This window comes from Telluria antibiotica (genome assembly GCF_011682055.1).
GTDB classification, from domain to species: domain Bacteria; phylum Pseudomonadota; class Gammaproteobacteria; order Burkholderiales; family Burkholderiaceae_D; genus Telluria; species Telluria antibiotica.
In genome coordinates this window covers 605,583-625,498 of the sequence record NZ_JAAQOM010000001.1, presented here as the reverse complement: position 1 = coordinate 625,498, position 19,916 = coordinate 605,583, and the positions used below count along the sequence as shown (strand labels likewise).

Below are 19,916 nucleotides of genomic sequence, written 5' to 3'. Positions count from 1 at the left end.
CTTATGGCGCCGTGAACACCGCCTTGACGGACGCGTCGAGCGCGCCCTTCTCGATGTAGCCGATGGCCTTCGGGTCGGCAGCGACCGCCTTCTTGACGGCCGCGCTGTCGGCCACTTCCTTAGGCATCGTGGCCTTGCCGGTAAAGACCAGCTTCGACCACAGGACCTTCACCTGGGACGGTTCCTTGTCGGTCACTTTCTTGTAGAACTCGGCGCGGATGGCCGCGCTTTCGGGCTGGTCGACCGGCGTCATGGATGTCGACTTGCCCAGGAAGACCTGGGCGACCTGGTCGCGCGACATGCTGGCGTCCGCCGCCTTCGGATTGACGATGACGACCACTTCGGCCCGGGCGGGCGCGCATGCGGCGAGGAGGATTGTGGCCATCAGGGCCTTGATGTTGTTGGTCATGAAACCTTCCATAAAACACGAAATCGATGGCGACGGCGCCGACGGTGACGGGGCCGCGGAAACCCGGCTTGGCGTTCACGAAAAAGCCGGTGGTTTGCGGATCGACACGGTCGATCTGGACCTTGATGTCGGCCGAGCGGAACGCATCCCAGCGCATACCTATGCTGTTGGTGCTTTGTGCCGACACGCCAGTCGTGGAGCTGTGGTTGTAGTAGGGCAGCACCTTGCCGAAGCGGTAGCCGGCCATTGCATACCACGAGCGCGAAATGCCGACGAGGCCGTGGGTCTTCGCCACTTCGGTCTGCAGCACAATATTGTTCCAGTCCAGCATCGCGCCTGCCGAGTCAAACCACACCCTGCGTGCCGGCAGCGTGACCATCGAGGTCTTGCCGCCCGGGAGCGTTACGGGAACGGTGAGGGTCAGCTTGCCGTCCACCTGACCGGCGCGCAAGGTGAGCGGGCCATGCTCGATGACGAAGTTCACTGCATGTTCGCTCGTGATGGTCGCCTGGTCGGTCTTGTTGCGACCCACGGAGAACGACGCGCTGACGCTCGTGTCGCCATAGTTCTGCTGCCACGTGATATCCCCGCCGTCCAGGTGGCTGACCGGGATCTGGTTATACACTTCCTGTGCGGGGCGCAGCATCGTGTTAGCGTAGCCCACATGACGGTAGTCCGAGATCATGAAAACGGGCATGCCGACGCGGCCAACACGCACGCTCCATTGATCCGACAGCTTGACCTTCGCGAATGCCCAGCTGAGGTCAGCGCCATAGTCGTCCGCGCCATCCTTGCTGACCAAGCCTTGACCGGTCAGCGACAGCCAGTCGTTGACGCGGTAGTCGGCCTGCAGGCCGAGGTTGGAGTCGACACCGGTGCGCGGCGACTTGCCGGCGCCGCTGGCCTGGCCGGCGCGTGCGAACTGGGCGTCGTCGGTATCGGCCCAGGTGAGGGTGAATGGATCATCCTCTGGAAGCGGGTGAAGGGGGGATTGACGGAAAGCGCGTTCGCCGAAGACACACTGGAGAGCACCGAGCGCATGCACGAGCTGCGCGCGTATGGCATCTGCTTTTCGCTCGACGAGGTAGGGACCGGCCATTCCTTCATGCGCGACGTTGGCACCAATCCCGAATCGGTGCCCGTCGTGGAGGCGATCATCCTGCTGACGGGCAAGCTCAAGCTCGATATCGTGGTCGAAGGCGTCGAGGATGAGGCCCAGCGCAGTTTCCTGATCCACGGCGGCTGTTTCTCGATGCAGGGATTCCCGCTGGGTCGGCCGCTTCCAATCGCCGAGTTCGAGCGCCTGTAAGACCTCATCTGAATCTGGCTGGCCAGGCGTCGATAACCGGGCAGCGTTGTGCGATACCTGGTTTGCTTTTCGGAACTGGAATTCGTCAGGGAGTCTACACCGCGAACGTCCGACGGCGTGGTGGAGGGGCTATCGGCGCGCTAAGGTAACAGGTTGATCAATGCAAAGTCATATGGACCGGTCCAGGAGCCCGGCACATGGCCTTGCTTTTGCTCATCCGGATCCATTGCGCCAAGGGGCAAGGCGACATCGGAGGATGGTTGTGTAGGTGGTATGGCCACAGACGGCACGGGCGGCATTGGGAGGGTGACGCTCGACATGACCGGATCCATCTTGTCTCCACCGTGTAGTTATATCGTATTTGTAGCGTAGCGCACCGGGTCGGCCTGTCAAGCTGAAAGTTCGTTCGCCTTTCGAGTGATAAGGATGCGAACGTTCCTGTGCATGGTTCGCATGCGGAGTGAGATAGTGTCCCGGGACTGATCCCGGCGAGGTCGTCACGGCACCGACCATGAGCACTGTACCCGGCGGAACGACTGCCGCACGCTCCCACATGCGCTGGCCGAACCGCCGGCATCGCCGGCCAGCTTATCGTGGAGCGGAGCCGAGCGGCACCGCATGCATCCAGCCATGCTTGTCGGGCGCCGTGCCACGCTGGATGCCGAGCAGGGCATCGCGCAGGGCCATGGCGACCGGGCCGTTGCCACCATCATTGACGACCTGTGCGAAGCCGCGGCCCTTGATTTCGCCCACCGGCGTGATCACGGCCGCCGTACCGCAGGCGAACACCTCGGAGATTGCGCCAGACGCGATATCCTGCAGTACATCGGTCAGCCGGAGCCTGCGTTCTTCGGCTTTCAATCCGAGATCGGCGGCAAGGTCCAGCAGGGTCGACCGCGTTATCCCGGCGAGCAGCGTACCGGTCAGCGCGGGCGTCACGACGACCGGTTCGCCATGTTGTCGGTACACGAAAAACAGGTTCATGCCGCCCATTTCCTCGATGATTTCGCGTTCGATCGCGTCCAGCCAAATCACCTGGTCGCAACCCTGGTCCTTGGCTTCCGCCTGCGCCAGCAGACTGGCCGCATAGTTACCCGCACACTTCGCTTCGCCCGTGCCGCCCGGCGCGGCGCGTACGTAATCCTTGCTGACCCAGACACTGACGGGTTTGAGCCCTTGCGGGAAGTACTCACCGGCCGGCGAGGCGATCACGAGGAACATATACGTTTCGGATGGACGCACGCCGAGGTAAGGGTCCGTGGCAATCATAAAAGGCCGCAGGTACAGGCTCTCTCCCGGGCCGGAGGGTACCCAGGCTTCGTCAATCGCCACCAGCGCTTCGCTTGCGCCGATGAACAGGTCTTTCGGGATCGCCGGCATGGCCAGGCGCCGTGCGCTGCGATTGAAGCGGTTCCAGTTCTCGTCGGGGCGGAACATGCTGACCGATCCGTCCGGCTGGCGGTAGGCCTTGAAGCCTTCGAAAATCGCCTGTCCATAATGCAGTACCGACGCGGCTGGCGACAGCGGAATCGCAGCATATGCCTTCACTTCGCCATCCTGCCAGGTGCCGTTACGATAGTTGACCACTGCCATGTGATCGGTGAACACGCGACCGAACTGAATGGCCTTCAGCTCTTTCTCGCGTTCTGCTGCAGCGAGGCGGGTGGTCGATGGCGTGATTTTAAAGGTCGGGTCGGAGGCTGGCATGTCGAAGGATGAAAAATGAGATCGTGGGTTTATAAATTCTAACCGACAATTTGGGAATCGACTGCCTTGGCCCCGCAACGGTCGTCGCGACGGTTCGTGGAGGGCACGCTACTTCCCGACCTGCTCGCCAGGCTGAAAACCTTTACACTCTGGGTCGTATCCCATTGAGAATTCGTTGAATGCAAGATCAAACAAGTGACAGCCGTGTCCGGCTAAGTGATGCAGAGACTATCCTGGACAGCATCACCGACGCTTTTTTTAGCCTCAACAGTAACTGGGAGTTCTCCTATGTCAACCGTCAGACGGTCGCGACACTCGGATGCGAGTCCAAGGACCTGCTCGGAAAAAGCATATGGGATGTGTATCCCGGTACCGTGGGAAGCGACTTCGAACGGATGTATCGAAAAGCGGCCGAAGAGCGCACCTCCCAGACATTCAACTCCTACTATCCCGATCACGACCGGTGGTATGACGTCAATGTGTATCCGGCTCCAGACGGGTTGTCCGTTTATTTTCGTGATGTTACTGCCCGTATGCGTGAGGAGGAGCGCCGCACCGCACTGGTCAACTTGACCGACATCTTTCGCGACCTGAGCAGGCCGGAAGAGATCATGTACAGAGCCGCTGAAATCCTGGGGCAGACACTGGGCGCAAGCCGGGTGGGATACGGAACCATCGACCCTGTTGCCGAAACACTGCACGTCGTCCGCGACTGGAATGCCCCGGGTGTGGAGAGCTTGGCCGGCACGCTGCACCTGCGGCATTATGGATCGTTCATTGATGACTTGAAGGCAGCGAAGCTCGTTGTCGTCAATGACGTCGACAAGGACGGCCGTACTGCAGATTTTGCAACCGCTTTGAAGGAACGCAGCGCGGCCTCATTCGTCAATGTGCCGGTGGTCGAAAAAGGTAAATTGGTTGCGGTCATTTTTGTCAATGGCGCACAGGTTAAAAACTGGTCGGCTGAAGAACTGGTGTTTATCAGGGAAGTCGCTGAACGAACCAGGATTGCCAGCGAGCGGGCCAGGAACGCAGCAGAACTGGACAAGGTCATCGCGGAATCGGAACGCCGCCGCCGGCTCTACGAAGCCTGTCTGGAGAATACCCCGGACCTGGCCTATGTTTTCGGACTGGACCATCGGTTTATCTACGCCAACAAGGTATTGCTGCGGATGTGGGGCCGCACCTGGGATGAGGCGATTGGAAAGACCTGCCTGGAGCTCGGTTATGAGCCATGGCACGCGGACATGCATGACCGCGAGATCGATCAAGTCATCGCCAGCAAGCGATCCATTCGTGGAGAAGTACCGTTTGAAGGCACGAACGGCCGACGTATCTATGAGTACATTTTCACGCCGGTACTCGGCCTTGACGGCCAGGTGGAAGCCGTCGCGGGCACGACGCGCGACGTGACGGAGCGTAAGCAAACGGAAGAGAGGTTGCTCGCTGCAGACCGTCGCAAGGATGAGTTCCTGGCGATGCTAGCCCATGAGTTGAGAAATCCCCTGGCTCCCATCGCCGCAGCCGCCGAGGTTCTGCAGGCGCCTTCCCTGGACGACAAGCTGACCAAAAGGACTTCCCGGATCATTGCCCGCCAGGTCAAGCATATGACGGCTCTTGTCAACGACCTGCTGGACGTGTCGAGGGTAACCCGGGGTCTGGTCAGGATCGAAAAAAGCTCGCTGGACCTGAAATCGATCATTTATAGCGCAGTCGAGCAGGTCAGGCCATTTATCGAAGCGCAACGCCACCACTTGCACTTCGATCTGGCGGCGGAGAAAGCCTATGTGATGGGGGACCAGAAGCGCCTGGTGCAAATTATCACCAACCTCCTCAATAACGCAGCCAAATATACACCGCAAGGCGGCGACCTTCGCTTGAGACTGGTGGTCGAGGCAAATGCGCTGGCGCTAACGATCGAAGACAACGGCATCGGTATACCGGTGGAGCTGCAGTCGCAAGTCTTCGAGCTGTTTACCCAGGCGGAGAGAACATCAGACCGTGCCCAGGGAGGACTGGGGATCGGCCTGGCCCTGGTCAAGAGTCTGACTGAACTCCATGGCGGAACGATCAGCTGCTTCAGTGAGGGCCGAGGTAAAGGAAGTCAGTTTACCGTGCGACTCCCGCGCCACCATGTCGCGCCGGATGCGGCGGTGAACGAGAGCGGCAATCTGCACCCAGCGTCACGTCCGAAGCAGCCCCTGCGTATTCTGGTCGTGGACGACAACATCGACGCGGCACAAATGCTGGCTTTATATCTTGAAACGTTGGGTCATCAAGTTCTGATCTCGCATTCGTCGACCCTCGCGATCGTCCGCGCCACCCAGGAAAAACCCGACGTATGCATACTCGATATCGGGCTTCCGGAAATGGACGGTAACGAGCTGGTCCGTCGATTAAAGGCGGAGCCCGAGACCGCGCATGCACTCTTCATTGCGGTGACAGGATACGGTCAGGAACATGACAGGCTCAAAACCATGGCAGCTGGATTCAACCACCACCTTGTGAAACCGGTCGACGTTGCCAAGTTAGCGAACTTGCTGACCCAGCATCGACCATGAATGCGTCCAGCCTATCACCTCGTCCGCGCAGGCTCGGCGCAACGCGGCAATGGCAGACAGGCTGGACACTGGGGCATAACTACATGCGTTCAAAGACGGCGGCGATGCCCTGACCACCGCCGATGCACATGGTCACCAGAGCGTAGCGGCCACCGCTGCGCTGCAGTTCGTACATCGCCTTGACGGTGATGATGGCGCCCGTGGCGCCGATCGGATGGCCGAGGCCGATGCCTGAACCGTTGGGATTGACCTTCGCGGGGTCCAGCTCAAGTTCCTTGGCAACGGCACAGGCTTGGGCGGCAAAGGCTTCGTTGGCCTCGACTACATCCATGTCGGCAACGGTCAACCCGGCTTTCTCCAGCGCCTTGCGGCTTGCCGAAACCGGGCCGATGCCCATGTGTTGCGGATCGACCCCGGTATGAGCATATGACACCAGGCGCGCCAGCGGCCTGATGCCGCGGCGCTCGGCCTCGCCGCGTTCCATCAGTACCAGGGCCGCGGCGCCATCGTTGATGCCGGAGGCGTTGCCGGCCGTAACGGTGCCGCCTTTCTTGAACACGGCCCGCATGGCGGCCAGGTCTTCCAGCGTGGTGTTGCCGCGGGTGTGCTCGTCCTTGTCGAACGCGATCTCGCCCTTGCGCGACTGCAGCTTGATCGGCAGGATCTGTTCGCGGAAGTAGCCTGCCTCCGTGGCATGGGCGGCGCGGCGGTGCGATTGCAGTGCCAGGGCGTCCTGTTCTTCGCGCGACACGGCATGGCGCTCGGCCACGTTCTCCGCCGTGACGCCCATATGGATCGTGTTGAATGGATCGGTGAGGGCGCCGGTCATCATGTCGGTGAAGCCGACCTCGCCCATGCGGGTGCCCCAGCGCAGCGCGCTGCTCGTGTGCGGCGCGCGGCTCATGCTCTCGGCGCCGCCCGCCACCGCGACATCGCAGTCGCCCAGCAGCACGGATTGCGCGGCCGAGATCACGGCCTGCAGGCCGGAACCGCACAGGCGATTGAGGGTGAGGGCGGGCACATGCTCGCCGATACCTGCCTCGATGGCGGCCACGCGCGACAGGTACATGTCGCGGGGCTCGGTGTGAATGACATTGCCGAATACGACATGGCCGACTTCTTCGCCGTCGACGCCGGCACGGCGCAATGCCTCGCCGGTGACCCGGGCGGCCAGCTCGGTCGGCGGTACATCTTTCAGGCTGCCGCCGAAAGAGCCAATCGCAGTACGGACACCGCTGACAATTACAACTTCACGTTTCATGACATCTCCAGTTGATAGTGATGGACGGATCGCGCAGGACGATTCCAGGTATTCTTTTGGGCCCCTATCCGATACGTGCGGCCCCGGCCAGCTTCTGCCACGTATCGATCACCGAGTCCGGGTTCAGCGACATCGACTCGATGCCCTGCTCCATGAGCCACACGGCGAAGTCCGGGTTGTCCGACGGCCCCTGGCCGCAGATGCCGACGTACTTACCTTTCGACCGGCAGGCCCATATGACGAGCGTGAGCAGCGCCTGCAGGGCGGGATCGGATTCGTCGAAGTCGTTCGCGAGCAGCTCCATGCCGGAGTCGCGGTCCAGGCCCAGCGTGAGCTGCGTCAGGTCGTTCGAACCGATCGAGAAGCCGTCGAAGTACTGCAGGAACTGCTCGGCCAGGATCGCGTTCGACGGCACTTCGCACATCATGATGACGCGCAGGCCGTTCTCGCCGCGCTTCAGGCCGTACTTCGCCAGCAGCGCGATGACCTTCTCGGCCTGGCCCAGGGTGCGCACGAACGGGATCATGAGCTCGACGTTGGTGAGGCCCATCTCGTCGCGCACGCGTTTCATCGCCATGCATTCCATCTCGAACGATTCGGCGAAATCCTCGGCCAGGTAGCGCGCGGCGCCACGGAAGCCCAGCATCGGGTTTTCCTCGTCCGGCTCGTAGCGCGAACCGCCGATCAGCTTCTTGTACTCGTTCGACTTGAAGTCGGACAGGCGCACGATGACGGGCTTCGGCCAGAACGCGGCGGCGATCGTCGCCACGCCTTCCGCCAGCTTGTCGACGTAGAACGCGCGCGGCGACGCGTGGCCGCGGGCGACCGATTCCACGGCCTTTTTCAGGTCGTTGTCGATGTTCGGGTACTCGAGGATCGCCTTCGGGTGCACGCCGATATTGTTGTTGATGATGAATTCCAGGCGGGCGAGGCCCACGCCGCCGTTCGGGATCGACTGGAAGTCGAACGCGAGCTGTGGGTTACCGACGTTCATCATGATCTTGACCGGGATCTTCGGCAGGTCGCCGCGTGCGGATTCCGTCACTTCCGTTTCCAGCAGACCGTCGTAGATCCGGCCCTCGTCGCCTTCGGCGCAGGACACGGTCACGAACGTGCCGTCCTTCAGCGTCTCGGTCGCGTCGCCGCAACCGACGACGGCCGGCACGCCCAGTTCACGGGCGATGATCGCCGCGTGGCACGTGCGGCCGCCGCGGTTCGTCACGATGGCCGAAGCGCGCTTCATCACGGGTTCCCAGTTCGGGTCCGTCATGTCGGCGACGAGGACGTCGCCCGGCTGCACGCGTTCCATTTCGGACGGATCGTTGATGACGCGGACCGGACCGGCGCCGATCTTCTGGCCGATCGCGCGGCCCGACGTCAGCACAGTGCCCGTGCCCTTCAGCTTGAAGCGCTGCTGGGAATCCGTCGCCTTCTGCTGCGACTTCACGGTCTCCGGACGCGCCTGCAGGATGTACAGCTTGCCGTCGCGGCCGTCCTTGCCCCACTCGATGTCCATCGGGCGGCCATAGTGCTTCTCGATGATGACGGCATACTTCGCCAGCTCGACGACTTCCTCGTCGGTCAGCGAATAGCGGTTGCGCTGCTCGATGGGCACGTCGACGGTCTGCACGGAGCGGCCGGCCTTGGCTTCCTTCGTGAATTCCATCTTGATCAGCTTGGAGCCGATGTTCTTGCGGATGACGGGCTTCTTGCCCTGCTCCAGCATCGGCTTGTGCACGTAGAACTCGTCCGGGTTGACGGCGCCCTGCACGACGGTCTCGCCCAGGCCGTAGCTCGACGTGACGAATACGACGTCCTTGAAGCCCGATTCCGTGTCGATGGTGAACATGACGCCGGCCGCGCCCGTGTCGGAACGGACCATGCGCTGCACGCCGGCCGACAGCGCCACTTCGGCGTGCGTGAAGCCCTTGTGCACGCGGTACGAGATCGCACGGTCGTTGTACAGCGATGCGAACACGTGCTTCATCGCTTCCAGCACGTTGTCGATGCCGACGACGTTCAGGAACGTCTCCTGCTGGCCCGCGAACGAAGCGTCCGGCAGGTCTTCCGCGGTGGCCGACGAACGGACAGCGAACGACACTTCCGTGTCCGAATCGGCGACGAGGCGGTCGTAGAAGGCTTCGATTTCGGCCTGCAGGCGCGGCTGGAACGGGGTGTCGATGATCCACTGGCGGATCTCGGCGCCACTGGCGGCCAAGGTACGCAGGTCGTCCACGTCGAGGCCTTCCAGGCGCTTGGCGATGCGGTCGCCCAGCGACGGACCGCCGTCGATCGAGTGGTTCAGGAAGTCGCGGAAGGCCTGGGCCGTGGTGGCGAAACCGCCCGGCACGCGCACGCCGGCCTCGGCCAGCTGGCTGATCATCTCGCCGAGCGACGCGTTCTTGCCGCCGACCGACTCGACGTCGGTCATGCGTAGGGTTTCGAACGAGGCAACATACACGCTCTCGCCGGCCGCTGTGGGATCGGGCGCCTTCAATACTGCATTCGACAGGTTAGTCACGATAAAACGCCTTCACATATTGGGATAATTCGGCCCGCCGCCGCCTTCCGGCGTCGCCCACACGATGTTCTGCATGGGGTCCTTGATGTCGCAGGTCTTGCAGTGCAGGCAGTTCTGGGCGTTAATCTGGAGCCGCGGCGTATCGGCGTCCGATCGCACGAACTCATAGACGCCCGCCGGGCAGTAGCGTTGTTCCGGGCCGTCGTACCTGGCGAGATTCACCTGGATGGGCAGCGTGTCCGAGCGCAGCTTCAGGTGGATGGGCTGGTCTTCGCCATGGTTGGTATTCGAGATGAACACCGAGGACAGGCGATCGAAGCTGAGCTTATTGTCCGGCTTGGGGTAGGCGATGGGCGTAAAGTCGGACGCGGGGCGCAGCCGTTCGTGATCCGCATGCCGGTGGCGCAGCGTCCAGGGCGCCTTGCCGCGGAAGACGATCTGGTCGATGGCCACCATCAGCGTACCCGCACGTAAGCCCAGCGCCATGCTGGGCTTGAAGTTCCGCCCCTTGTGCAGCTCTTCGTACAGCCACGAATGGCGGAACGCCTGGGGCAGGGCGGCCAGCTCGTCCCCGGCCCTGCCGTCGGCCAGCGCGTCGAATGCCGCCTCGGCCGCCAGCATGCCCGTCTTCATGGCGGCGTGGCTGCCCTTGATGCGCGCGGCATTCAGGAAGCCGGCATCGCAGCCGATCAGCGCGCCGCCCGGGAAGACGAATTTCGGCAGCGACTGCAGCCCGCCGGCGGCAAGCGCCCGGGCGCCATACGAGATACGCCTGCCGCCCTCGAAGAAGGTGCGGATCTCCGGGTGGGTCTTGTAGCGCTGGAATTCCTCGTACGGCGACAGATGCGGATTCTCGTAGCCCAGGCCGATCACGTACCCGACTGCGACCTGGCTGTTTTCCAGGTGGTAGAGGAAGGAGCCGCCATAGGTATCCGCATCCAGCGGCCAGCCCGCGCTGTGGATGACGAGGCCGGGCTGGTGTCTGGCCGGATCGATCTCCCACAATTCCTTGATGCCCAGCGCGTAGGTTTGCGGGTCCCGGCCCTTGTCCAGTTCGAACCTGGCGATCAACTGCTTGCCGAGGTGGCCGCGGGCGCCTTCCGCAAAAAACGTGTAGCTGGCGTGCAGTTCGATGCCGGGCTGGAACGCATCGGTCGGATTGCCGTGGCGGTCGATACCCATGTTTGCCGTGGCCACGCCACGCACCGACCCGTCGTCGTGATACAGGACTTCGGCGGCCGGAAAGCCGGGAAAGATTTCCACGCCGAGCGCTTCGGCTTGTTGTCCCAGCCAGCGGACGACATTGCCGAGCGAGATGACATAGTTGCCGTGGTTTTGGAAGCAGCCGGGCAAGGCCCAGTTGGGCGTAAGGTAGGCCTTTTGTTCGGTGAGGAACAGGAACCGGTCTTCCGTCACCGGGGTGTTCAGCGGTGCGCCCAGCTCCTTCCAGTTTGGAAACAGTTCGTTCATCGCGATCGGATCCATGACCGCGCCCGATAGGATGTGCGCGCCGATCTCGGATCCTTTTTCCAATACGCAGACGGAGACATCGGTCCCCTTTGCGGAAGCCAGCTGCTTGAGCCGGATCGCCGCGGACAACCCGGCGGGGCCGCCGCCGACGATGACCACGTCGTATTCCATCGTCTCGCGCTGACCGTACTGTTCGGGGGAATTGCTTGTGTCTACCATGATGATCTATACGTTTTGATTCGATGAATGGCGCTTTGCCGCGAGCGCATTGCCGGCCTGGCTCGACCCTGCGCGTCCCAGCTGCCGGGAAATGAACTGTCCGGCCTCGACCACTTTTTCGAGGTCCACCCCGGTGTGGATGCCGAGCCCGTCGAGCATGTACAGGACATCCTCGGTTGCCACATTGCCGGTCGCCCCTTTCGCATAGGGGCAACCGCCCAGGCCCGCAACGGAGGAATGGAAGATCGACACGCCGAGCTGCAGGGCGGCGTAGATGTTGACCAGTGCCTGGCCGTAGGTATCGTGAAAATGGCCGGACAGCCGGGCGAGCGGATAGTCTTGCGCGACCGTCTCGTACACGGCCTGCACCTTCGCCGGCGTACCGGTGCCGATCGTGTCCGCGATATCGATCTCGTCGCAGCCGAGGTCGCGCAGCCTGCGGACGACGTCGGCGACATCCTCCGGCGCCACCTCGCCCTGGTACGGACAGCCGAACGAGCAGCTGATGCTGCCGCGCAGCCGGATCGAGTGCGCCTTTGCGGCCCGCGCGACCTCGCGGAACCGTTCGATCGACGCGGCAATCGAGCAATTGATATTGCGTTGCGAGAAGGCTTCGGACGCGGAGCCGAAGATCACGACCTCGTCCGCCCGCGCAGCCAGTGCCGCCTCCAAGCCTTTCATGTTCGGTGTGAGCGCCGAGTAGACGACCCCGGGACGACGCCGGATCCTGTCCATGACCTCGCCCGACGTCGCCATCTGGGGCACCCACTTGGGCGAGACGAACGAAGCGGCTTCGACGTTGGTCAGGCCCGCGTCGACGAGGCGTTCGACCAGTTCGATCTTGGCCTCGGCCGGAACCGTCTCCTTCTCGTTCTGCAACCCGTCGCGCGGACCGACTTCGACGAGCTTCACATGCGTTGGCAGTGTCATCATGGTTCGCTCAAGCGGGCTTGAAGGTCAGCAGTTGCACACCGTCGGACACCTGGTCGCCCACGGCGTACAGGAGCTCCTCGACGATGCCGTCGGCGGGCGAGGTGATCGTGTGTTCCATCTTCATGGCCTCCATGATCAGCAGCGGCGTGCCTTTCTCGACCACGGCACCCGGTGCCGTCAACAGCGCCACGATCTTGCCGGGCATGGGAGCGGTCAGGCGGCCGCCTTCGGTTTCGGCATCGCCGGCATGGGCCAGCGGATCGCTGTACTGCAGCGTCGTATGTTCGCCGCGATGGAAAACGTGGACGTGCTGGCCGTCGCGCACGACATGCCCGCGCACGACGGCGCCGTCGAGCTTGATCGTAAGCAGCGTCTCCTCGCGTCCGGCCAGCGTCATCGACGCCACCTGTCCGCCGACCCGCACCTGCCAACCCGTGCGCTGGTACGCGATGTCCAGCACCTGCGTTCCGGCATCCTCGCCCAGCTCGATCCGGTGCGTCAGCGTGCCGTTCATCCGCCATCCATTGGCGCCGGCCCACGGGTCCGTGACGCCCGGTTGCCGTCCGTCGTCGAGCAGCCGCGCCGCGGCCAGTGCCAGCACGGGCAGGGACGCGGGACGGGCGGGCGGGAACAGGCTGTCGCGATGGCGTTCGATCAGGCCGGTGTCCAGGTCGGCCCGGGAAAACGGCGTGCTCGTCACCAGCCGCAGGAGGAAGCCGACGTTGGTCGCGAGCCCGACCACCTGGTACCCGGCCAGCGCCTGCGCCATGCGCGCCAGCGCCTCGTCGCGGTCCCGGCCCCACACGATCAGCTTGGCGATCATCGGGTCGTAGAACGGCGAGATGGCGTCACCCGCGCGCACGCCCGAATCGATGCGGACCGCGGCGGGGTCCGCGGCGCCCGCGCCCTGGCCGAGCTCGAAGTGCACCGCGGCCGGCGTGCGCAGGTGGCGCAGGGTCCCGATCGACGGCAGAAATCCCTTTTCCGGATTTTCCGCGTAGACGCGGGCCTCGATGGCATGGCCATGGATCTGCAATTCATCCTGGCGCTGCGGCAGCGGCTCGCCGGCGGCGACCCGCAGCTGCCATTCCACCAGGTCGGTACCGGTGATCATTTCCGTGACCGGATGCTCCACCTGCAGGCGCGTGTTCATCTCCATGAAGTAGAAGCTGCCGTCCTGGTTGGCGATGAATTCGACGGTCCCCGCACCGACGTAGCCGACCGCCTTGGCCGCCGCGACCGCGGCGTGTCCCATTGCGCGGCGCCGCTGTTCGGACATGCCGGGCGCCGGTGCTTCCTCCAGAACCTTCTGGTGCCGGCGCTGCACGGAGCAGTCGCGCTCGAACAGGTAGACGCAGTCGCCGTGCGAGTCGGCGAACACCTGGATCTCGATGTGGCGCGGCTGGATCAGGTATTTTTCCACCAGCACGCGGTCGTCGCCGAAGCTGCTAATGGCTTCGCGCTTGCAGGACTTGAGCGCGGCCTCGAAATCCTCGCCGCGTTCGACGATACGCATGCCCTTGCCGCCACCGCCGGCGCTGGCCTTGAGCAGTACCGGGTAGCCGATCCGGTCCGCCTGGCCACGCAGGAAGCCGGCATCCTGGTTCTCCCCGTGGTAGCCGGGCACCAGGGGGACGTCCGCCGATTCCATCAAGGCCTTGGCGGCGGACTTGGAGCCCATCGCGCGGATGGCAGAGGCGGGCGGTCCGATGAAGGCGAGGCCGGCGCGCGCGCAGCTGCCGGCGAACGCTTCGTTTTCCGACAGGAAGCCGTAGCCCGGGTGGATCGCCTGGGCGCCGGTCGCGAGCGCCGCCTCGATGATTTTCTCGGCGCGCAAATAGCTTTCGTTGGACGGCGCGGGACCGAGCAGGACCGCTTCGTCGCATGCCGCGACGTGCTTCGCATCCGCATCGGCTTCGGAATACACTGCGACCGTCTTGATGCCGAGGCGGCGCGCGGTCGCGGCAACCCGGCATGCGATCTCGCCCCGGTTGGCGATCAGAATTTTGTCGAACAAGTCGTTCTCCTTGTATTTATGGCAGCCAGGCCGGCTTGCGTTTGTCGAGGAAGGCGGTCACGCCGTCGCGGCCTTCGCTGGAGGCCCGGATCAGCGCGATGCGGTCCGCCGTGTCTTCCAGCAGCGCTTCCGTGACGGGTTCCCCCGCGATCTCGCGCACGAGCCGTTTCGCTTCGCGCACCGCGTTCGGACTGTTGTTGGCCAGCGCCTGCACGATACCCGCGACCCTCGTGTCGAGGTCCGCGGCCGGCACGATCTCGTGCACGAAGCCGATGCGGTGGGCTTCCTTCGCATCGAAGCGTTCGGCCGTGAGGAACCAGCGGCGCGCAGCCTGTTCTCCCATCGCCTTGATCACGTACGGCGAGATCGTCGCCGGGATCAGCCCGAGTTTTACTTCGGACAGGCAGAAGTTGGCCGTATCGACCGACACGACCACATCGCACGCGGCCACGAGGCCCATGCCGCCGGCGTAGCAGTCGCCCTGCACCTTCGCAACGACGGGCTTCGGGCACGTATAAATGGTGCGCAGCATGTCGGCGAGGCGCATGGCGTCGGCGCGGTTTTCGCTGTCCGAATAACCGGCCATCTTCTTCATCCAGTTCAGGTCCGCGCCCGCGCAGAATGCGGGTCCGTTCGCGCCGAGCACGATGGCGCGCACGAGCTCATGGCGTCCCAGTTCGTCGAAGGCGAGGGCCAGTTCGGCGATGCTTTGTTCGTTGAACGCGTTGCGCAGGTCCGGGCGGTTCAGCGTGACGTGGCCGATGCGGTCCGTGATCGTGACAGTGAGGGTTTGATAGTCCATGTCTGTCTCCTCACATGCGGAACACGCCGAACTTCGTGTCCTCGATCGGCGCGTTCAGCGCGGCCGAGAGGCCCAGGCCCAGCACCATGCGCGTGTCGGCCGGATCGATCACGCCGTCGTCCCACAGGCGCGCGGTGGCGTAATACGGGTGGCCCTGGTGTTCGTACTGCTCCTTGATCGGCTGCTTGAACGCGGCTTCCTCGTCCGCACTCCACTGGCCGCCGCGCGCCTCGATGCCGTCGCGCTTGACGGTCGCCAGCACCGACGCCGCCTGGTCGCCGCCCATCACGGAGATGCGCGCATTGGGCCACATCCACAGGAAGCGCGGCGAGAACGCGCGGCCGCACATGCCGTAGTTGCCGGCACCGAACGAGCCGCCGATGATCACGGTGAACTTGGGTACGGAGGCCGTCGCGACCGCGGTCACCATCTTGGCGCCATTGCGGGCGATGCCTTCGTTTTCGTACTTGCGGCCGACCATGAAGCCGGTGATGTTCTGCAGGAAGACGAGCGGGATCTTGCGCTGGCAGCACAGCTCGATGAAGTGCGTGCCCTTCAGCGCGGATTCCGAGAACAGGATGCCGTTGTTGGCGATGATCCCGACCTTCATGCCGAAGATGTGAGCGAAACCACAGACGAGCGTCGTGCCGTAGCGCGCCTTGAATTCGTCGAACTCGCTGCCATCGACGATGCGCGCGATGACTTCGCGCACATCGAACGGTTTGCGGGTGTCGACGGGGATGATGCCGTACAGCTCTTCCGGCGCGTGCTTCGGTTCCGCGGCTTCGCGTAGCGCGCCCTGCTGGGGCTTGGTGCGGTTCAGGTTCGAGACGATGGTTCGCGCAAGCGCCAGCGCGTGCGTGTCGTTTTGCGCCAGGTGGTCCGCCACGCCGGACAGCCGCGTGTGCACGTCGCCGCCGCCGAGGTCTTCGGCCGTGACGACTTCGCCTGTCGCCGCCTTCACGAGCGGCGGGCCGCCCAGGAAGATCGTGCCCTGCTCCTTGACGATGATGGATTCGTCGCTCATCGCCGGCACGTACGCGCCGCCCGCCGTGCAGGAGCCCATCACGACGGCGATCTGCGGGATGCCCTTCGATGAGAGAGTCGCCTGGTTATAGAAGATGCGGCCGAAGTGGTCGCGGTCGGGGAACACGTCGTCCTGGTTCGGCAGGTTGGCGCCGCCCGAGTCGACGAGGTAGATGCAGGGCAGGTTGTTCTGCTCGGCGATCTCCTGCGCGCGCAAGTGCTTCTTGACCGTCATCGGATAATACGTGCCGCCCTTGACGGTGGCGTCGTTACAGACGATCACGCATTCCTGGCCCGCGACGCGGCCGATGCCCGTGATGATGCCGGCGCCGGGTGCTGCACCGACTCCATCGTCACCCTTGTACATCGCAAATGCGGCCATCTGGGAGAATTCGAGGAACGGGGTGCCCGGATCGAGGAGCATCTGTACGCGCTCGCGCGGCAACAGCTTGCCGCGTGCGACGTGCTTGGCGCACGCGGCCTCGCCACCCCCCTTGGCGATCTGCGCCACCTTGGCGCGCAAGTCGTCGACGAGGGTTTGCATGGCGGCGGCGTTGGCTTTGAAATCGTCGCTGCGCGGGTTGAGTTTGGAGTCGAGTTGGGTCATGGCGGGGCCTCGTCAAGCGGTCTCGCCGAACAGCTCGCGCCCGATCAGCATGCGCCGGATCTCGCTCGTACCGGCACCGATCTCGTACAGCTTGGCGTCGCGCCACAGACGGCCCACCGGGTACTCGTTGATGTAGCCGTTGCCGCCCAGCGTCTGGATCGCTTCGCCGGCCATCCACGTCGCCTTTTCCGCGCTGTACAGGATGGCGCCGGCCGCGTCCTTGCGCAGGGCGCGGACCTGTTCCGGGTTCGCTGCGCGGTCGCAGGCCTGGCCGACCGCGTAGACATAGGCGCGACAAGCCATCATCGTCGAATACATATCCGCGATCTTGCCCTGCATGAGCTGGAATTCGCCGATCGCCTGGCCAAACTGCTTGCGCTCGTGGATGTACGGGACGACGACGTCCATGCAGGCCGACATGATGCCCAGCGGACCGCCGGAAAGGACGGTGCGTTCGAAATCCAGGCCGGACATCAGCACGTTCACGCCCTTGCCCACGCCACCCAGCACGTTTTCCACCGGCACTTCGCAATCCTGGAACACCAGCTCGCCCGTATGCGAACCGCGCATGCCCAGCTTGTCCAGTTTTTGGGCGATCGAGAAACCTTTAAAGCCTTTTTCGATGAGAAAGGCGGTCATGCCGCGCGGGCCGGCCTCGATATCGGTCTTGGCGTAGACGACGAGGGTGTCGGCGTCCGGACCGTTCGTAATCCACATCTTGGTGCCGTTCAGCACGTAGCGGTCGCCCTTCAGGTCGGCGCGCAGCTTCATGCTGACGACGTCGGAGCCGGCGTTCGGTTCGGACATGGCCAGGGCACCGACGTGCTCGCCCGAGATCAGCTTGGGCAGGTACTTGCGTTTCTGTTCTTCGTTGCCGTTGCGCTTGATCTGGTTGACGCACAGATTTGAGTGGGCGCCGTACGACAGGCCGACGGACGCCGACGCGCGCGAGATTTCTTCCATGGCGACGATGTGCGCCAGGTAGCCCATGTTGGCGCCGCCGTATTTCTCGCTGACGGTGATGCCGAGCAGGCCCAGTTCTCCCATCTTTTTCCACAGGTCCATCGGGAACTGGTCGGTGCGGTCGATCTCGGCCGCGCGGGGGGCGATTTCGCTCGCGGCGAACTGTTGTACGGCTTCGCGCAGGGCGGCGATGTCTTCGCCGTGGTCGAAGGTCAGGCCCGGCAGGGCGATCAGGTTGTTCACGATGTGGTCTCCATATTGGTAGGCATGTCAATTCAGGGGGCGAGGCATCGATCGGCGGCACGGTCCCGCAGCGTTTCGAACAGGCCGGTCACCTGTTCGACCAGCGCCTGATCGACGTTCACCAGCACGCGCGTGTGGAATGCGAGGGCTTCCGCATGCACCTTCCGATACCGTTCGCGCCCGGCATCGGTTAGGCGCACACGCTTGATGCGCCGGTCGCCCGGGCACGCCATGCGTGTCACCAGTCCGGCTTCCGCCAGGCGGTCGATCATCAAGCCCATCGACGGCGCTTCGATGCCGAGGCGGTCCGCCAGCGCGCGCTGCGACAGGTCCGTATCCGAACGGGCCAAGACCGCAATGGCCATCCAGGAACCCGAGCCCACGGCCAGGTCTTTCAGGCGGTCGTCGAGCGCAACGCGCCAGGCGCGTGCGGTGGAATACAGGGCGATGGCGAATCGCTCCGCCAGCAAGGGATCCGGCGCTGCGTCGTCGCCGGGCGGTCGTAGTGCGCGCCTACGCATCGCCGCGGACCCGTTCGCGCGTCGCTTCAAACGGACGCAGGCCGGTCCAGCACAGCCAGAGCGCGACGAGCGCCGTGGGCAGGACCGTGGCGCTGATTGCCCAGTGCAGCATGGCATCGTCGTGGAAGATCCGGTCCGATACCAGCGCGACCAGCGTCGGACCCAGTCCGATGCCGAGCAGGCCCGCGATCAACAGGTAGACCGAGATTGCCTGACCGCGCAGATTGTTCGGGCAGACTTCCTGGATGCAGGCCGGCGCCGCCGACTGTGCGATGCTCAGGCCCAGTACCGAGCAGCCGAGCAGCACGAAGGCGGTCGTCGCTTCGTTCGCCAGCGGCCACAGTGCCGCCAGCGGGGCACACACGAGCGTGCCGACCAGTGCGACCTTGAAGCGCGCGGCGGGCACCCGCATGCGCAGCCAGCGGTCGCTGAGGTGGCCGCCGATCAGGGTGCCGCCCAGGCCGGCCGCGGCGATGATGGCGCCGAGGACGATGCCGGCGCGGCTGGCGGGCATGTGGAAGCGCCGGTCGAACAGCGCCGGGGCCCACGACAGCATGCCGTAGCCGATCATCGCGAGCAGCGCGGGATACGTCAGCAGGCGCGCGAACGTGGCGCGGTGCTGCTTGAGAAAGGCAACGAATTCGCCGACCGTGCTTTGTTGTGCCTTTGTGCCCTGCTCGCGCCGCAGCGGTTCGCGCACGGTGAACAGGAGCACGCCGAGCACGATGCCCGGCGCGGCCGCGGCCAGGAAACAGATGCGCCAGGCGGGCAGCGTGCCCAGCAGGGGCAGTGCCATGCCCGTCTTGGGGATCGCACCCAGCAGCCAGCCGCCCAGCAGCATCGATGCGCCCGACCCGACGGCCAGCGACGTGTAGTAAAAGGCCAGCGCGCGCCCGCGCCGCTCGGGGGCGACGTAGTCGGCGATGATCGAGTACGCGGCGGGCGCGAGGACGGCCTCGCCGACGCCCACCCCCATGCGCGCCAGGAACAGGACCGCGTACGAGCCGGCAACTCCCGACACCGCGGTCATCACGGTCCAGAACAGCAAGCCCCAGACGATCAGGTTGCGCCGCACCGCGCGATCGACCAGGCGCCCGAGCGGCAGGCCCATCAAGGTGTAGCAGATCGAGAAGGCGTACCCCTGCAGGAGGCTGAACGCCGTGTCCGAGATCTGGAACTCGGCCCGGATCGGCCGCACCAGCAGGGCCGGCAGCTGGCGGTCGAGCTGGGAAAACAGGGTGACCAGGAACAGCACGCCGATCACCCAGGCGGCGTAGCCCAGGCTGGGGTAAGGGGCCGCCAGCCGTTGGCGCGGAAGGATTTGCATGGTGGGGTTCCCGGATGGCG

Annotated in this window: 15 protein-coding genes; 2 read left to right on the top strand and 13 right to left on the bottom strand. The window is 64.2% G+C overall.

The window, feature by feature from the left end; all coding sequences use genetic code 11:
- Position 1: 1 nt before the first annotated feature.
- Together HAV22_RS31610 and HAV22_RS31605 are read right to left on the bottom strand one after the other, a co-directional pair.
- Positions 2-127, bottom strand: a complete 126-nt coding sequence (locus HAV22_RS31610; protein WP_308789184.1) for a hypothetical protein — start codon at positions 125-127, stop codon at positions 2-4.
- Positions 120-1,454 carry a hypothetical protein gene (locus HAV22_RS31605; protein ID WP_308789183.1) on the bottom strand — a complete coding sequence of 445 codons (1,335 nt, stop codon included), beginning with the start codon at positions 1,452-1,454 and terminating at the stop codon, positions 120-122. The genes HAV22_RS31610 and HAV22_RS31605 overlap by 8 nt, the downstream gene beginning before the upstream one ends.
- On the opposite strand from HAV22_RS31605, the gene HAV22_RS31020 reads away from it, so the two are divergent.
- Positions 1,449-1,718 carry an EAL domain-containing protein gene (locus HAV22_RS31020; RefSeq protein ID WP_229421043.1) on the top strand — a complete coding sequence of 90 codons (270 nt, stop codon included), beginning with the start codon at positions 1,449-1,451 and terminating at the stop codon, positions 1,716-1,718. The genes HAV22_RS31605 and HAV22_RS31020 overlap by 6 nt on opposite strands.
- A gap of 588 nt (positions 1,719-2,306) precedes the next feature.
- Here the strand turns inward: HAV22_RS31020 and HAV22_RS02490 are convergent.
- Positions 2,307-3,425, bottom strand: coding sequence for a branched-chain amino acid aminotransferase (locus HAV22_RS02490; RefSeq protein WP_166856118.1), 1,119 nt, complete (start codon positions 3,423-3,425; stop codon positions 2,307-2,309).
- 179 nt (positions 3,426-3,604) lie between these two features.
- Between HAV22_RS02490 and HAV22_RS02485 the strand changes: the two genes are divergently transcribed.
- On the top strand, positions 3,605-5,986 hold the full coding sequence (locus HAV22_RS02485; protein WP_166856117.1) for a PAS domain-containing protein: 2,382 nt from the start codon (positions 3,605-3,607) through the stop codon (positions 5,984-5,986).
- A gap of 79 nt (positions 5,987-6,065) precedes the next feature.
- Here HAV22_RS02485 and bktB read toward each other — a convergent pair whose 3' ends face one another.
- The 10 genes from bktB to HAV22_RS02435 all read right to left on the bottom strand — a co-directional run bounded on the left by bktB (position 6,066) and on the right by HAV22_RS02435 (position 19,896).
- The gene (gene bktB, locus HAV22_RS02480; RefSeq protein WP_166856116.1) at positions 6,066-7,247 is read right to left on the bottom strand and encodes a beta-ketothiolase BktB; all 1,182 of its coding nucleotides are present in this window, start codon (positions 7,245-7,247) and stop codon (positions 6,066-6,068) included.
- A gap of 64 nt (positions 7,248-7,311) precedes the next feature.
- On the bottom strand, positions 7,312-9,708 hold the full coding sequence (ppsA, locus tag HAV22_RS02475) for a phosphoenolpyruvate synthase (protein WP_371869515.1): 2,397 nt from the start codon (positions 9,706-9,708) through the stop codon (positions 7,312-7,314).
- 72 nt (positions 9,709-9,780) lie between these two features.
- The gene (locus tag HAV22_RS02470) at positions 9,781-11,457 is read right to left on the bottom strand and encodes an electron transfer flavoprotein-ubiquinone oxidoreductase (protein WP_166856114.1); all 1,677 of its coding nucleotides are present in this window, start codon (positions 11,455-11,457) and stop codon (positions 9,781-9,783) included.
- Between the two features lie 6 nt (positions 11,458-11,463).
- Complete coding sequence (locus HAV22_RS02465) at positions 11,464-12,387, bottom strand: hydroxymethylglutaryl-CoA lyase (protein WP_166856385.1); 924 nt, start codon at positions 12,385-12,387, stop codon at positions 11,464-11,466.
- Positions 12,388-12,397: 10 nt separating this feature from the next.
- Entirely contained in the window at positions 12,398-14,407 is a 2,010-nt protein-coding gene (locus HAV22_RS02460; RefSeq protein WP_166856112.1) for an acetyl/propionyl/methylcrotonyl-CoA carboxylase subunit alpha, read from the bottom strand.
- A gap of 16 nt (positions 14,408-14,423) precedes the next feature.
- On the bottom strand, positions 14,424-15,209 hold the full coding sequence (locus HAV22_RS02455; RefSeq protein ID WP_166856110.1) for an enoyl-CoA hydratase/isomerase family protein: 786 nt from the start codon (positions 15,207-15,209) through the stop codon (positions 14,424-14,426).
- A gap of 10 nt (positions 15,210-15,219) precedes the next feature.
- Complete coding sequence (locus HAV22_RS02450; protein ID WP_166856108.1) at positions 15,220-16,842, bottom strand: carboxyl transferase domain-containing protein; 1,623 nt, start codon at positions 16,840-16,842, stop codon at positions 15,220-15,222.
- A 12-nt stretch (positions 16,843-16,854) separates the two neighbouring features.
- Positions 16,855-18,039: an isovaleryl-CoA dehydrogenase gene (locus HAV22_RS02445; RefSeq protein WP_166856383.1), complete on the bottom strand. Its 1,185-nt coding sequence runs from the start codon at positions 18,037-18,039 to the stop codon at positions 16,855-16,857.
- A gap of 41 nt (positions 18,040-18,080) precedes the next feature.
- Positions 18,081-18,518 (bottom strand): MarR family winged helix-turn-helix transcriptional regulator, encoded by a 438-nt coding sequence (locus tag HAV22_RS02440; protein ID WP_308789182.1) that lies wholly within the window; start codon positions 18,516-18,518, stop codon positions 18,081-18,083.
- Positions 18,519-18,561: 43 nt separating this feature from the next.
- On the bottom strand, positions 18,562-19,896 hold the full coding sequence (locus HAV22_RS02435) for a spinster family MFS transporter (protein ID WP_166856104.1): 1,335 nt from the start codon (positions 19,894-19,896) through the stop codon (positions 18,562-18,564).
- Positions 19,897-19,916: the final 20 nt, after the last annotated feature.

Bases quoted from the DNA above. Each gene is read 5' to 3' on its own strand.
- HAV22_RS31610 (WP_308789184.1), bottom strand. From the start codon at position 127: ATGCCTAAGGAAGTGGCCGACAGCGCGGCCGTCAAGAAGGCGGTCGCT.
- HAV22_RS31020 (WP_229421043.1), top strand. From the start codon at position 1,449: ATGCACGAGCTGCGCGCGTATGGCATCTGCTTTTCGCTCGACGAGGTA.
- HAV22_RS02490 (WP_166856118.1), bottom strand. From the start codon at position 3,425: ATGCCAGCCTCCGACCCGACCTTTAAAATCACGCCATCGACCACCCGC.
- HAV22_RS02485 (WP_166856117.1), top strand. From the start codon at position 3,605: ATGCAAGATCAAACAAGTGACAGCCGTGTCCGGCTAAGTGATGCAGAG.
- bktB (WP_166856116.1), bottom strand. From the start codon at position 7,247: ATGAAACGTGAAGTTGTAATTGTCAGCGGTGTCCGTACTGCGATTGGC.
- HAV22_RS02470 (WP_166856114.1), bottom strand. From the start codon at position 11,457: ATGGTAGACACAAGCAATTCCCCCGAACAGTACGGTCAGCGCGAGACG.
- HAV22_RS02465 (WP_166856385.1), bottom strand. From the start codon at position 12,387: ATGACACTGCCAACGCATGTGAAGCTCGTCGAAGTCGGTCCGCGCGAC.
- HAV22_RS02455 (WP_166856110.1), bottom strand. From the start codon at position 15,209: ATGGACTATCAAACCCTCACTGTCACGATCACGGACCGCATCGGCCAC.
- HAV22_RS02450 (WP_166856108.1), bottom strand. From the start codon at position 16,842: ATGACCCAACTCGACTCCAAACTCAACCCGCGCAGCGACGATTTCAAA.
- HAV22_RS02435 (WP_166856104.1), bottom strand. From the start codon at position 19,896: ATGCAAATCCTTCCGCGCCAACGGCTGGCGGCCCCTTACCCCAGCCTG.